The 13249-nt window shown below is 67.9% G+C and carries 12 protein-coding genes; 10 read left to right on the top strand and 2 right to left on the bottom strand.

What is annotated here, in order from left to right; all coding sequences use genetic code 11:
- The first annotated feature begins 52 nt into the window (after positions 1 to 52).
- Positions 53 to 559, top strand: a complete 507-nt coding sequence (locus DM992_RS21640; RefSeq protein ID WP_111018566.1) for a hypothetical protein — start codon at positions 53 to 55, stop codon at positions 557 to 559.
- A gap of 18 nt (positions 560 to 577) precedes the next feature.
- Here DM992_RS21640 and DM992_RS21635 read toward each other — a convergent pair whose 3' ends face one another.
- Positions 578 to 1069 (bottom strand): hypothetical protein, encoded by a 492-nt coding sequence (locus DM992_RS21635; RefSeq protein ID WP_111018565.1) that lies wholly within the window; start codon positions 1067 to 1069, stop codon positions 578 to 580.
- 369 nt (positions 1070 to 1438) lie between these two features.
- Here DM992_RS21635 and DM992_RS21630 point away from each other — a divergent pair, with 369 nt between their 5' ends.
- Positions 1439 to 2116 carry a LuxR C-terminal-related transcriptional regulator gene (locus DM992_RS21630; RefSeq protein WP_111020340.1) on the top strand — a complete coding sequence of 226 codons (678 nt, stop codon included), beginning with the start codon at positions 1439 to 1441 and terminating at the stop codon, positions 2114 to 2116.
- Positions 2117 to 2152: 36 nt separating this feature from the next.
- Here DM992_RS21630 and DM992_RS21625 read toward each other — a convergent pair whose 3' ends face one another.
- Positions 2153 to 3706, bottom strand: coding sequence for a methyl-accepting chemotaxis protein (locus DM992_RS21625; protein ID WP_111018564.1), 1554 nt, complete (start codon positions 3704 to 3706; stop codon positions 2153 to 2155).
- A gap of 251 nt (positions 3707 to 3957) precedes the next feature.
- Here DM992_RS21625 and panE point away from each other — a divergent pair, with 251 nt between their 5' ends.
- From panE to DM992_RS21585, 8 genes are all read left to right on the top strand, one after another.
- Positions 3958 to 4905: a 2-dehydropantoate 2-reductase gene (gene panE, locus DM992_RS21620; RefSeq protein WP_072442349.1), complete on the top strand. Its 948-nt coding sequence runs from the start codon at positions 3958 to 3960 to the stop codon at positions 4903 to 4905.
- 274 nt (positions 4906 to 5179) lie between these two features.
- A complete protein-coding gene (locus tag DM992_RS21615) occupies positions 5180 to 6139 on the top strand; it encodes an AraC family transcriptional regulator (protein ID WP_111018563.1) in 960 nt (319 codons plus the stop codon).
- A 118-nt stretch (positions 6140 to 6257) separates the two neighbouring features.
- A complete protein-coding gene (locus DM992_RS21610) occupies positions 6258 to 7196 on the top strand; it encodes a substrate-binding domain-containing protein (protein WP_111018562.1) in 939 nt (312 codons plus the stop codon).
- Positions 7197 to 7258: 62 nt separating this feature from the next.
- Complete coding sequence (locus DM992_RS21605) at positions 7259 to 8779, top strand: sugar ABC transporter ATP-binding protein (protein ID WP_111020339.1); 1521 nt, start codon at positions 7259 to 7261, stop codon at positions 8777 to 8779.
- A complete protein-coding gene (locus tag DM992_RS21600) occupies positions 8766 to 9779 on the top strand; it encodes an ABC transporter permease (RefSeq protein ID WP_111018561.1) in 1014 nt (337 codons plus the stop codon). Before DM992_RS21605 ends, DM992_RS21600 begins: the two co-directional genes overlap by 14 nt.
- A gap of 46 nt (positions 9780 to 9825) precedes the next feature.
- Entirely contained in the window at positions 9826 to 10914 is a 1089-nt protein-coding gene (locus DM992_RS21595) for an alcohol dehydrogenase catalytic domain-containing protein (protein WP_111018560.1), read from the top strand.
- A gap of 29 nt (positions 10915 to 10943) precedes the next feature.
- A complete protein-coding gene (locus DM992_RS21590) occupies positions 10944 to 12491 on the top strand; it encodes an FGGY-family carbohydrate kinase (RefSeq protein ID WP_111020338.1) in 1548 nt (515 codons plus the stop codon).
- Entirely contained in the window at positions 12488 to 13246 is a 759-nt protein-coding gene (locus DM992_RS21585) for an SDR family oxidoreductase (protein ID WP_111018559.1), read from the top strand. The genes DM992_RS21590 and DM992_RS21585 overlap by 4 nt, the downstream gene beginning before the upstream one ends.
- Positions 13247 to 13249 lie beyond the last annotated feature (3 nt).

Genomic DNA, 13249 nt, shown 5'->3' with positions numbered 1-13249 from the left:
GCATCGATGCGCGCGGCCGGCATGCGGCGTATCACGCTTATCCGGGGTTATCGTGGCAGAGTGCAGTCACTGCGGCAGGACGTTCCTGATCGGCGGTCGGTCGATCGACCGCCGCCGCTATTGCAGTCCGGCGTGCGCGCATGCGCATCCGATCGTCGTCGAGGCCGAACGGGTGCCCGACGCGAAGGTCCGGCAGTACGTCGACGACTGGCGGTACGGGCCGTGCCCGATCTGCCTGCGCGAAGGGCATCCGGTCGACGTCCACGCGTCGCATCGCGTCGTATCGCTGGTGTTCGTCACGCGCTGGGCGACGCGGCGCCACGTGTGCTGCCGCCGCTGCGGCCGCAAGAAGCAGGCGATCGCGCTGCTTGCATCGGCCGCGCTCGGCTGGTGGGGGCTGCCGTGGGGCATCGTGCTGACGCCGATCCAGCTCGCGCGCAACGCGCTCGGGCTGGCCGCGCGCGATCCGGAGGTCGCGACGCAGCAGTTCGAGCAGCTCGTGCGGCGCAAGCTGGCGGAGCGCCGGCTGCAGCGCGCGCGGCAGGGCGCCGGCGCCTGACCGCGCGCCGCCGCCCGGTCAGGCCGGCCGTTCGAAGCCCGACGCGACCCAGCGCTCGGCGCTGGCCTTGCTGAGCTTGAATCCGGCCGATACCTTCGCGTCGGCCAGCAGCTCGCCGTACGGATCGAACGCCTTGAGTTGCGCGTACGGCTCGAACTCGTCCGGCACGATGTCGAGCGTCACCGACACATCCTGCCCGTCGTCGCCCTGAACCGTCACTTCCTTGTGCAGCATCGCGCGCCGCTGCTGCTCGTGCCGCATCAACACCTCGGTCGCGGTCTTCACGAGCGTGCGGAACGCGTTCGCGTCCATCGGCTTCGGATTCTTCTTGTCGCGGCCCATGGTCCACGGCCCGACGAGCGCGGGTTCGGACTCGCCGTCCTTGATCATCTCGACGGCCCAGCCGTCGTCGTCTTCGTTCTTGATGATGCGGGCGGTCCAGCCGTTGTCGCGCCAGAGGCCGTCTTCGTGGATGGAGGTGTCGTCGGATTGCAGGTCGGATTCGGTCATGGGGAAAGCTGGGAGTACGGGCAGCCGGAGTATGGATAGCCGGCAAAAGGGCAGTGGCGCGCGGCCGTCATCGGCGCGTCGCTCGCCGCCGGGTGCCCGGAGTGGCATGCAAACGCCGCAATTTTACCTGCTGGCCGGCCGCAAGGGCTCAATGCCGGCCGTCCGGCCGATGTCGGGCGCCTGAATCGGCGCAAATATCAAACTCGCATTACGTCCCCGGCCGCCAATCCCGATGCCGTCCGATATCGCGCCCGCGCGCGGCTTCATGGAATCGATCTTCGGGATAAAATTATCTTGAACATCCTTTCAACGCCAAACCGGCCGCGCGCGTTCCGCGCCGCGCAGCTGGTGAACCACCTGGAACTGCGCATGAGGAAATTCAATGTTCGCATCGTTTTCGCGTACGACTGGCCGTTGACGCTGGCCGGCATCGAGCAGATCGCCGGCAGCGCCTGCGCCATCGAACTCGTCGCGGTCTACCGGAGTGCGGCCGAACTGGTCGTGTCGCTCGGCGGCGTCGACTGCGACATCGTGCTGGTCGATTATTCGATCCGCGGCGACGAGCAGATGGACGGCCTCGCGCTGTTCGACTGGCTGCGGCGCACGCGCCCGAACGCGGGAATCGTCGCGCTGGTCGGCAACGAGAACCCGCTGATCTTCCGGTCGATCCTCGCGATCGGCGGCGTGAGCATCGTCAGCAAGTTCGACGAAGTCGGCCATATCGTCACGGCGATCCATTCGAGCTACAGCGGCGGGCGCTACCTGTCGCCGTGCGTCAGGCGCGCGGTCGATGCGATCGGCGAGCGCGGCGAGGCGCCCGTGAAGCTGTCGGCGTGCGAGATCGAGGTGATTCGCCTGTATCTGTCGGGCGTGCCGATCAAGACGATCGCGCAGCGCCTGAGCAAGGGCAAGCAGACGGTCAGCGCGCAGAAGATCAGTGCAATGAAGAAGCTCGGCGCGAACAACGACGTCGAGCTGATCCAGCGGGCGGCCGGGCTGGGGCTCGGCATCGGTGCGGCCGTGCCGCGGGCTGGCGGCTCGGCTTGAGCACGGGGGTATGCGTGCGGGGTCGTGCCGGCGCCGTCAGGCCGGCAACGCGAACCGCGTAACGGCATCGCGCAGCGCTTCGGCCTGATCGCGCAGCGAATGCGCGGCGGCCGCCGCCTGTTCGACGAGCGCCGCGTTCTGCTGCGTGACCTGGTCCATTTCGCCCACCGCGCGATTGACCTGCTCGATCCCGGCGCTTTGCTCGCGCGACGCATGGCTGATTTCGTCGAGGATCTCGTTCACGCGCCGCACCGACTGCACGAGCTCGGCCATCGTCTCGCCCGCGTGCGTGACGAGCGTCGCGCCGTGTTCGACGGTCTCGTTCGACGACACGATCAGCGACTTGATCTCCTTGGCGGCCGTCGCCGAGCGTTGCGCGAGCGAGCGCACTTCGGCTGCGACCACCGCGAAGCCGCGGCCCTGTTCGCCCGCGCGCGCGGCTTCGACGGCCGCGTTCAGCGCGAGGATGTTGGTCTGGAACGCGATCCCGTCGATCACGCCGATGATGTCGCCGATCTTGTGCGAACGGCCGGTGATCTCGTTCATCGTGCGCACGACGTCGTCGACCACCGCGCTGCCGCGCGTCGCGACCTGCGCGGCCTGGCCGGCGAGCGATGCGGCCTGCGCGGCGCTGTCCGCGTTCTGCTTCACGTTCGCGGTCATCTGGTCCATGCTCGACGCGGTCTGCACGAGCGCGGCCGCCTGTTCCTCGGTGCGCTGCGACAGGTCGGTGTTGCCGGACGCGATCTCGCTCGCGCCGACGTTGATGTTCTCGGTGCCCATCCGCACGCGCGACACCATGTCGATCAGCCCGGCCTGCATCGTGTGCAGCGCATGCAGCAGGCTGCCGCGATCGTCCTGCTTCACGGCGACGCGCGCGGTCAGGTCGCCCTGCGCGATGCGCTGCGCGGCGTCGAGCGCGACCTCGAGCTCGCCGCCGAGGCTCGCGCGCACGCTTTTCAGCACCAGTACCATCACGGCGGTCGCGATCGCGCCGAGCGCGGCCGTCATCGCGAGCCAGCGGCCGATGCTCGCGAGCACGGCCGAGCGCACGTCGTTCATGTACATGCCCGTCACCAGATACCAGTCCCACGGCGCGAAGCGCTGCACGGCGCTGGTTTTGTCCTGCGGCTTGTCGGCACCCGGCTTCGGCCACAGATACTCGACGAAGCCCTTGCCGCCCTCCATGTTGCCGGCCTTCACGATCTCGACGAACAGGTGCTTGCCGTTCGGATCGGTGAAATTCGACATGTCCTTGCCGTTCAGCTCGGCCTTGATCGGATGCATCACGATTGCGGGCTTCGAGTCGTTGATGGAGATGTAGCCGTCGACGCCGTAGCGCATCGCGGCGATCGCCTCGAGCGCCTTCTGCTTCGCGTCGGCTTCGGGCATCGCGTTCTGCTGCGACAGCTTGTAGTAGTGGTCGGTCACGCTCGCGGCCTGCGCGACCAGCGACGCGAGCTGGTCGCGGCGGTCCGCGGTCATCGATGCGCGCGTCTGCCACGCGCCGAGCCCGGCGATCACGAGCAGGCCGAGCCACAGGATGACGATCATCGAGGCGAGTTTCTGATTCAGGGAAAGGTTGCGCATGGTATGGGGTCGGTCAGTCGAGGATGCTCGCCGGAACGGCGTGACGGGATAAGTGTCTTGACGGCAGGCGACGCGCGTCGCCGTAGGCGGGAAATCCCTTAGAAACGGTGCGGTCGCTCATGCCTTCGACGTCGGCGCGGGTATCTATGCATATGCATAACGGGCATCGCTATACTGTCGGAGCGATTACGCGCGCCGGGCGCCTGGTCGGGCAGCGGCGCGGCGCCGAACGAATCCGAAAGGAGGCAACGATGCGAATTCTGGTGGTAGGGGCCGGCGCGGTCGGCGGATACTTCGGCGGCCGGCTGGCCGCGGCGGGGCGCGACGTGACGTTTCTGGTGCGCGACGGCCGCGCGGCCGCGCTGGCGCGCGACGGGCTGTTGATCCGCAGCCCGCGCGGCGACCTGACGCTCGCGAACGTGCAGACCGTGCGCGCGGGCGATGCCGGCGCCGGGGTTGCGCCGTTCGACCTCGTGCTGCTGAGCTGCAAGGCGTACAGCCTCGACGATGCGATCGCGTCGTTCGCGCCGTTCGTCGGCCCGCAAACGCTGATCCTGCCGATGCTCAACGGGATGCGTCACCTCGACGTGCTGCGCGACCGGTTCGGCGCCGCGCAGGTGCTCGGCGGGCTGTGCGTGATCGCGGCCACGCTCGATCGCGAGCAGCGTATCGTGCACCTGAACGACACGCATGGCGTATCGTTCGGCGAACTCGCCGGCGGCGAATCGCCGCGCGTGCGCGCAGTGGCCGACGTGCTCGGCGGCGCGGGCTTCGATGCGACGCTCAGCGACGACATCGCCGCGCGGATGTGGGAAAAGTGGGTATTCCTTGCGACGCTCGCCGCGAGCACGTCGCTGTTCCGCGGCTCGGTCGGCGACATTCTTGCCGCGCCGGACGGCCGTCGCCTGCTCGAGACGATGCTCGGCGAATGCAGCGCGATCGCCGAACACAACGGCCACCGGCCCGACCCGGCGGCGATCGAGCGGATGCAGCGGATGGTGCTGACGCCGTCGCCGCTGACCGCATCGATGCTGCGCGACGTAGAGAACCATGCGCGCGTCGAAGCCGATCACGTGATCGGCGACCTGCTCGCGCGCCGCGACCCGCAGGCGGCCGATGCGCTGTCGCTGCTGCGGATCGCATACAACCACCTGAAGGCATACGAGGTGCGCACGGCGCGTGAGCACGCAGCCGCGTAAGCCATCGGCGCGCGCGCATCGCCCCGGCCCGGCGGCTGCCCGCCCGGTGCCGTTGCGCGCTGCACAAATTTGCCGTCCGGTGCCGTTTGCGGCCGGAATGCGCAAAAAAGTATCGGAAATCAGGCGTAAAGTTGGTGGAGCCACGCGCGCGATCGACCTACATTGCTTCCCATGCGACCGGTCGGGGTCGCCGCGCGAAATAAGAGAAACACGCGGCGCACGAGCGAACCGCCGAACAGGCCGGCCAGCGATACATGGGAATGGAGACGCCAAGATGATGCATCCCGATCTCGAAGTGGTCGAAGTGCGACGCGACGAGTCGTTCAAGGTCTGGTCGCACGGCTACCCGTATCGCACGATCCGCTGGCATTTCCATCCCGAATTCGAACTGCACCTGATCGTCGCGACGCGCGGCAAGTATTTCGTCGGCGATCACATCGGCTCGTTCGGCCCCGGCCATCTCGTGCTGCTCGGCCCGAACCTGCCGCACAACTGGGTCAGCGACATGGCCGAAGGTGAAACCGTCGAGCGCCGCAACCTCGTGATCCAGTTCGCCCCGGCGTTCGTGCGCCGCTGCATGGACGCGTTTCCCGAATGCCGCGATGCGCAGGCGCTGCTCGACGACGCGCGGCGCGGCGTCGGTTTCGACGATGCGACCAGCGCCGCGATCGCGCCTCTGTTCGACGAACTGCTGACGGCGCGCGGCATGCGCCGCATCGCGCTGTTCATGACGATCCTCGAACGGCTTTGCGGTGCCGACGAGCGCACGCTGCTCGCGAGCCCCGCATACGACCAGGCGGACGTCACGCCGACGCGGCTCAGCCATGCGCTGTCGTATATCGGCAAGAACCTCGCATCCGAGCTGCGCGAGTCCGAACTCGCGCAACTGACCGGGCAGAGCGTCAGCGCATTCTCGCGCGCGTTCCACCGTCACACGGGCATGCCGTTCGTCCAGTACGTGAACCGGCTGCGGGTCGAATCCGCGTGCCAGATGCTGCTCGCCGAAGACGCCAACATCACCGACATCTGCTTCCAGGCCGGCTTCAACAACGTATCGAACTTCAACCGCCAGTTCCGCGCGGTGAAGGGGATGGCGCCGTCCGAATTCCGTGCGCTGCAGCGCCTGAACGCGCGCAGCCGCGAGCTTGCGCTGCACGCGGCGCCCACCGGCAACCCGATGCCGCCGCGTGTGCTGACGCCCGGCGCGCCCGAACTCGCGCCGCAGCCCGGATGATCGCCGGGCCGCCGCCCGCCTGACTTTTCCACGCCGTTTCACCCAGCCGATCGCGTCGCTCACGTCGCGAGGGGCTTGCTCAACCTCGAAAAAGCCGCACATAAATGGAGACACCGTCATGACGCACGCATCGCCCGCTTCATCATTCAGCCGCACCGCCCGGATGGCGGCCCTCGCCGCGCTCGCGGCCCTGCTGCCCGCAGCCGCCGCGCATGCCGCGCCGCTGCGAATCGGCATGACGTTCCAGGAATTGAACAACCCGTATTTCGTGACGATGCAGAAAGCGCTGAACGATGCGGCCACGTCGATCGGCGCGCAGGTCGTCGTGACCGACGCGCATCACGACGTCAGCAAACAGGTGAGCGACGTCGAGGACATGCTGCAGAAGAAGATCGACATCCTGCTCGTGAACCCGACCGATTCGACCGGCATCCAGTCGGCGATCACGCAGGCGAAGAAGGCCGGCGCGGTGGTCGTCGCCGTCGATGCGAATGCGAACGGGCCGGTCGATTCTTTCGTCGGCTCGAAGAATTACGACGCGGGCGTGATGTCGTGCGAATACCTCGCGAAGGCGATCGGCGGCAGCGGCGAGGTCGCGATCCTCGACGGCATTCCGGTCGTGCCGATCCTCGAACGCGTGCGCGGCTGCAAGGCCGGACTCGCGAAATTCCCGAACGTGAAGCTCGTCGACACGCAGAACGGCAAGCAGGAGCGCGCGACCGCGCTGTCGGTCACCGAGAACATGATCTCCGCGCATCCGAACCTGAAAGGCATCTTCAGCGTGAACGACGGCGGCTCGATGGGCGCGCTCGCGGCGATCGAGGGTTCCGGCAAGGACATCAAGCTGACCAGCGTCGACGGCGCGCCCGAGGCGATCGCCGCGATCCAGAAGCCGAACTCGAAGTTCATCGAGACGACCGCGCAGTTCCCGGCCGACCAGGTGCGCATCGCGCTTGGCATCGCGATCGCGCGCAAGTGGGGCGCGACGGTGCCGAAGGCGATTCCGGTCGACGTGAAGGTCGTCGATCGCAGCAACGCGAAGGGCTTCAGCTGGTGAACGACGTGCGATGCGACGCGAAGGGCGGCGGCATGGCCGATGCCCTTCGCACGGAGAAGCCGATGGAAACGATACTCAGGCTCAGCCACATCACGAAAAGCTTTCCGGGCGTGAAGGCGCTGTCCGACATTCATCTCGACATTGCGCGCGGCGAGATCCATGCGCTGCTCGGCGAGAACGGCGCGGGCAAGTCGACGCTGATGAAGATCCTGTGCGGCATCCATCGACCGGATGCCGGCACGATCGAGATCGACGGCACCGCGCGTCATTTCTCCAACTATCACGAGGCGGTCGCGGCGGGCGTCGGCATCGTGTTCCAGGAATTCAGCCTGATCCCGCATCTGGACGCCGTCGACAACCTGTTCCTCGGCCGCGAGCTGCGCACGCGCTGGGGCGCGCGCGACCGCACGCGGATGCGCCGCGCGGCGGCCGGCATTTTCGCGCGGCTCGGCGTGTCGATCGATCTCGATGCGCCGATCCGGGCGCTGTCGGTCGCGCAGCAGCAGTTCGTCGAGATCGGCAAGGCGCTGTCGCTCGACGCGCGCATCCTGATTCTCGACGAACCGACCGCCACGCTCACGCCGGCCGAGGCCGAGCACCTGTTCGCGATCATGCGCGAGCTGAAGCGGCAGGGTGTCGCGATGATCTTCATCTCGCATCACCTCGACGAGATCTTCGCGGTGTGCGACCGCATCACGGTGCTGCGCGACGGCCAGTACGTCGCGACGACCGACGTCGCGCGCACGGACGTCGAACAGCTCGTGCGGATGATGGTCGGCCGCCGGATCGAGAGCAGCTTTCCGCCGAAGCCCGCGCTGCCGGCCGACGCGCCGGCCGTGCTCGAAGTCGACGCACTGCAGATCGAGCGCGACGGCCCGGTGAACCGCTTCGCGCTGCGGGCAGGCGAGATCCTCGGCTTTGCGGGGCTCGTCGGCTCGGGCCGCACGGAAACGGCGCTCGCGGTAATCGGCGCGACGCGTGCACACCGCAAGGACGTGCGCGTGCGCGGCGCGGCGGCGAAGCTCGCCGATCCGGCCGACGCGCTGCGCGCGGGCATCGGCATCCTGCCGGAAAGCCGCAAGACGGAAGGGCTCGTCACGTCGTTTTCGATTCGCGACAACATCTCGCTGAACAACCTCGGCAAGTACCGGTCGATGCGCTGGCTGATCGACCGCCGCGGCGAGGCGCGCGCGACGCACGACGTGATGCGGCGCGTCGGCGTGAAGGCGCCGTCGATCCACACCGAAGTCGCGACGCTGTCGGGCGGCAACCAGCAGAAGGTCGTGATCGCGCGCTGGCTGAACCATCACACGTCGGTGCTGATCTTCGACGAGCCGACGCGCGGCATCGACGTCGGCGCGAAAGCGGAAATCTACGGGCTGATGCGCGAACTCACCGCGCGCGGCTACGCCATCATCATGATCTCGTCCGAGCTGCCGGAAATCGTCGGCATGTGCGATCGCGTCGCCGTGTTCCGGCAGGGCCGCATCGAGGCGACGCTCGAAGGCGACGAGATCGATCCCGATACGGTCATGACCCATGCCACGGCCGGCACGCGAGGAGCGACCCATGAACCTGCCTGATTCTTCTTCCACGCCTTCCACGACGCTCGCGGCCAACGCCGGAAACGGCGATGCGCCGCCACCACGCGCGATGTGGGCGCAGTTGCGGCGCTCGACGCTGTTCTATCCGCTCGTCGGCCTCGTCGTCGTATGCGTCGCGATGATGATCGCGAGCCCGAGCTTCCTGTCCGCCGCGAACCTCGAAAACGTGCTGCGCCAGGTGTCGATCAACGCGATCATCGCGGTCGGCATGACCTGCGTGATCCTGACCGGCGGGATCGACCTGTCGGTCGGCTCCGTGATGGCGCTGTCGGGCACGCTCGCGGCCGGGCTGATGGTCGCGGGCGTCAATGCGGTCGCCGCGCTCGCGATCGGCATTACGGTCGGCTTCGGGTTCGGCTTCCTGAACGGCGTGTTCGTCGCGTTCGCGGGGATGCCGCCGATCATCGTCACGCTCGCGACGATGGGCATCGCGCGCGGCCTCGCGCTGATCTACACGGGCGGTTATCCGATCGACGGACTGCCCGGCTGGGTCGCGTTCTTCGGCAGCGGCAAGGTGCTCGGCATCCAGGCACCCGTGCTGATCATGCTGGTGGTCTACGCGATCGCGTGGCTGCTGCTCGATCGCATGCCGTTCGGCCGCTACGTCTACGCGATAGGCGGCAACGAGCAGGCGACGCGGCTCACCGGCGTGCGCGTCGCACGCGTGAAGTTGATCGTCTACACGCTGGCCGGGCTCACGTCGGCGCTCGCCGCGATCGTGCTGACGGGCCGGCTGATGAGCGGGCAGCCGAACGCCGGCGTGGGCTTCGAACTCGACGCGATCGCGGCCGTCGTGATGGGCGGCACGTCGATCTCCGGCGGGCGCGGCGCGATCCTCGGCACGCTGGTCGGCGCGTTGCTGCTCGGCGTGCTCAACAACGGGCTGAACATGATCGGCGTGAATCCGTATGTGCAGAACGTGATCAAGGGCGGAATCATCCTGCTCGCGATCTATATCAGCCGCGAACGATCGCGGTAGTGCGTAATCGATCAGAAAACCGAATCATCAACGAAAGAGAAAACTCATGACGACACCCGAAGCCCAGCCGCGGATGACCGCGGTCGTCTGCCACGGCCCCGAGGACTATCGCGTCGAACAGGTCGCGAAGCCGCGCCCCGGTGCGAACGAACTCGTGATCCGCATCGCCGCGTGCGGGATCTGCGCGAGCGACTGCAAGTGCTATACGGGCGCGAAGATGTTCTGGGGCGGCCCGAACCCGTGGGTGAAGGCGCCCGTGATCCCAGGCCATGAATTCTTCGGCCATGTCGAAGCGCTCGGCGACGGCGCGGCCGAGCATTTCGGCGTGGCATTGGGCGACCGCGTGATCGCCGAGCAGATCGTGCCGTGCGGCAAGTGCCGCTATTGCAGGTCGGGCCAGTACTGGATGTGCGAAGTGCACAACATCTTCGGCTTCCAGCGCGACGTCGCCGACGGCGGGATGGCCGAATACATGCGCATTCCGCCGACCGCGATCGTCCACAAGATCCCGCTCGGCGTATCGCTCGAAGATGCCGCGATCATCGAGCCGCTGTCGTGCGCGATCCATACGGTGAACCGCGGCGACGTCCAGCTCGACGACGTCGTCGTGATCGCGGGCGCGGGCCCGCTCGGGCTGATGATGACGCAGGTCGCGCACCTGAAGACGCCGAAGAAACTCGTCGTGATCGACCTGATCGACGAACGGCTCGAACTCGCGCGCGAGTTCGGCGCCGACGTGACGATCAACCCGCTGCGCGACGATGCTCGCGAGATCGTCCGCGCGCTGACCGACGGCTATGGCTGCGACGTGTACATCGAGACGACCGGCGCGCCGGTCGGCGTGAACCAGGGGCTCGACCTGATCCGCAAGCTCGGCCGCTTCGTCGAATTCAGCGTGTTCGGCGAGGATGCGACCGTCGACTGGTCGATCATCGGCGATCGCAAGGAGCTCGACGTGCGCGGCGCGCACCTCGGGCCATACTGCTATCCGGTCGCGATCGACCTGCTCGCGCGCGGGCTCGTCACGTCGAAAGGCATCGTCACGCACGGTTTCGCGCTCGAGGACTGGGACGACGCGATCCGCGTCGCGAAATCGCCCGAATCGATCAAGGTGCTGCTGAAGCCGGCCCGTTGACGGCCGGCGTGCGCCTCACCGGAGACATCATGGAATACGTGATAGGCGTCGATATCGGCACGCAGAGCACCAAGGCGCTGCTCGTCGACCGGCACGGCACGATCGTCGCGCGGCGCTCGGCCGGCTACCAGCCCGATACGCCGCGCCCGCTGTGGGCCGAGCAATGGCCGCAGGTTTGGTTCGATGCGGTGCTCGAATGCGTCGCCGGCTGCGTGAGCGACGCGCGCGCTCAGGGCGTGCCGGCCGCTGCGATCCGCGCGGTGTGCGTGAGCAGCCTGTACGGCGGCTCGGGCATCCCGGTCGACAGCGACATGAGGCCGCTCCATCCGTGCCTGATCTGGATGGACCGGCGCGCGACCGCGCAAGTCGACTGGGTCGGCGAGCACGTGAACGTCGAGCGGCTGCGCGTGATCACGGGCAACGGCGTCGACAGCTACTACGGCTTCACGAAGATGCTGTGGCTGCGCGACCAGCGGCCGGACGTCTGGGCGAACGTGCGCTATTTCCTGCCGCCGAACGCGTACGTGATCTACCTGCTGACCGGCGAAGTCGCGGTCGATCACAGCTCGGCCGGCAATATCGGCGGCGTGTACGACGTCGCGCGCCGCGAGTGGTCCGACGACGCGCTCGACATGCTCGGCATTCCGGCGACGATGATGCCCGAGCGGCTCGTCGATTCGACGGAGATCGTCGGCGGGCTGCTGTCGCAATGGACCGGACAGCTCGGGCTGCCGGCCGGCACGCCCGTGGTCGCGGGCGGCGTCGATGCGGCCGTCGCGACCTTCGCGGCCGGCGCGACGCGCACCGGGCAGCATGTCGCGATGATCGGCACCAGCATGTGCTGGGGCTACGTGAGCCGGCACGTCGATGCGCGGCACGGGCTCGTCAGCATGCCGCATGTGTTCGACGGGCAGCGCGACCTGTACGTGTTCGGCGGTGCGATCACGGCCGGCGCGTCGGTTGCGTGGTTTCGCGACCAGTTCTGTCATGCGGAAATCGATGCGGCACGCCTGCTGCCGCACGGCGATCCGCACGTGCTGCTCGAGGAGGCGGCCGAACGCGTGCCGGCCGGTGCCGACGGCGTACTGTTCCTGCCGTACCTGATGGGCGAGCGCAGCCCGGTTTGGGATGCGAAGGCGAGCGGCGCGTTCGTCGGGCTGAGTCTCGCGCATACGCGGGCGCACCTTTATCGCGCGGTGCTCGAAGGCGTTGCGTTCGCGTTGCGGCACAACATCGAGGCCGGCCGCCGCGGGGCAGTGGCGCTGGACGACCGGCTGATCGTCGTCGGCGGAGCCGCGCATTCGGCGCTGTGGATGCAGATCATTGCAGACGTGACGGGCTTTCCGGTGTGGACGATCGAGCAGGATGTCGAAGCCGCGATGGGGGCGGCATTGCTCGCGGGTGTCGGGGCAGGGCTCGTATCGCACGACGACGCGCAGGGCGGTTGGGTCACGCTCGTCGAGCGCGCGCGACCCGATGCCGAACGCGCGCGCGCGTATGCGGCGCGCTTCGCGCTCTACACGGCGCTGTATCCGGCGCTCAAACCGATCATGCACGAGCTGCACACGCCATCATGAAGACACGATTCGATTTCAGCGGTTCGCGGGTGCTCGTCACGGGCGCATCGAGCGGCATCGGGCGCGCATGTGCGGTTGCGCTGGCGCAGGCGGGCGCGCGGGTCGTCGCGGCAGCGCGCGATATGGCCGCGCTCGATGCGCTCGCCGGCGAGACTGGGTGCGATACGTTGCGCATCGATGTCGGCGGTGACGAACACGCGATCGATGCCGCGCTCGCCGCGCACGATGCGTTCGACGGCCTCGTCAATTGCGCGGGGATCGCTTCGCTCGAACCGGCGCTCGACGTCAGCGCCGGGCATTTCGACCGCGTGATGGCCGTCAATGCGCGCGGCGCGGCGCTCGTGGCGCGGGCGGTTGCACGGAAGATGACCGCGCGCGACGGGCGCGGCGCCACGCATGTACGGGGCAGCATCGTCAACGTATCGAGCCAGGCTGCGCTGGTCGGCTTGCCCGCGCATCTGAGCTATTGCGCGTCGAAGGCGGCGATGGACGCGATCACGCGCGTGCTGTGCATTGAGCTCGGCACGCACGGCATTCGTGTGAACAGCGTGAACCCGACCGTCACGCTCACGCCGATGGCGCGGTTCGCGTGGAGCGAACCGGAGAAGCGCGCGCCGATGCTGGCGGCGATTCCGCTCGGGCGATTTGCGGAGCCGGACGAGGTCGTCGAGCCGATCCTGTTTTTGCTGAGCGATGCGGCGTCGATGATCAGCGGCGTGTCGTTGCCGATCGACGGCGGGTATACGGCGCGATAGGCC

The organism is Burkholderia sp. JP2-270, from assembly GCF_003233675.1.
Taxonomy (GTDB): Bacteria; Pseudomonadota; Gammaproteobacteria; order Burkholderiales; family Burkholderiaceae; genus Burkholderia; species Burkholderia pyrrocinia_C.
The sequence above is the reverse complement of the archived record's forward strand: the minus strand, read 5'-3'. Positions and strand labels throughout refer to the sequence as shown.

Coding starts and splice junctions, on each gene's coding strand:
- DM992_RS21635 (WP_111018565.1), bottom strand. CDS start 1,069: ATGACCGAATCCGACCTGCAATCCGACGACACCTCCATCCACGAAGAC.
- DM992_RS21595 (WP_111018560.1), top strand. CDS start 9,826: ATGACGACACCCGAAGCCCAGCCGCGGATGACCGCGGTCGTCTGCCAC.
- DM992_RS21590 (WP_111020338.1), top strand. CDS start 10,944: ATGGAATACGTGATAGGCGTCGATATCGGCACGCAGAGCACCAAGGCG.
- DM992_RS21615 (WP_111018563.1), top strand. CDS start 5,180: ATGATGCATCCCGATCTCGAAGTGGTCGAAGTGCGACGCGACGAGTCG.
- DM992_RS21585 (WP_111018559.1), top strand. CDS start 12,488: ATGAAGACACGATTCGATTTCAGCGGTTCGCGGGTGCTCGTCACGGGC.
- panE (WP_072442349.1), top strand. CDS start 3,958: ATGCGAATTCTGGTGGTAGGGGCCGGCGCGGTCGGCGGATACTTCGGC.
- DM992_RS21605 (WP_111020339.1), top strand. CDS start 7,259: ATGGAAACGATACTCAGGCTCAGCCACATCACGAAAAGCTTTCCGGGC.
- DM992_RS21630 (WP_111020340.1), top strand. CDS start 1,439: ATGAGGAAATTCAATGTTCGCATCGTTTTCGCGTACGACTGGCCGTTG.
- DM992_RS21625 (WP_111018564.1), bottom strand. CDS start 3,706: ATGCGCAACCTTTCCCTGAATCAGAAACTCGCCTCGATGATCGTCATC.
- DM992_RS21600 (WP_111018561.1), top strand. CDS start 8,766: ATGAACCTGCCTGATTCTTCTTCCACGCCTTCCACGACGCTCGCGGCC.
- DM992_RS21610 (WP_111018562.1), top strand. CDS start 6,258: ATGACGCACGCATCGCCCGCTTCATCATTCAGCCGCACCGCCCGGATG.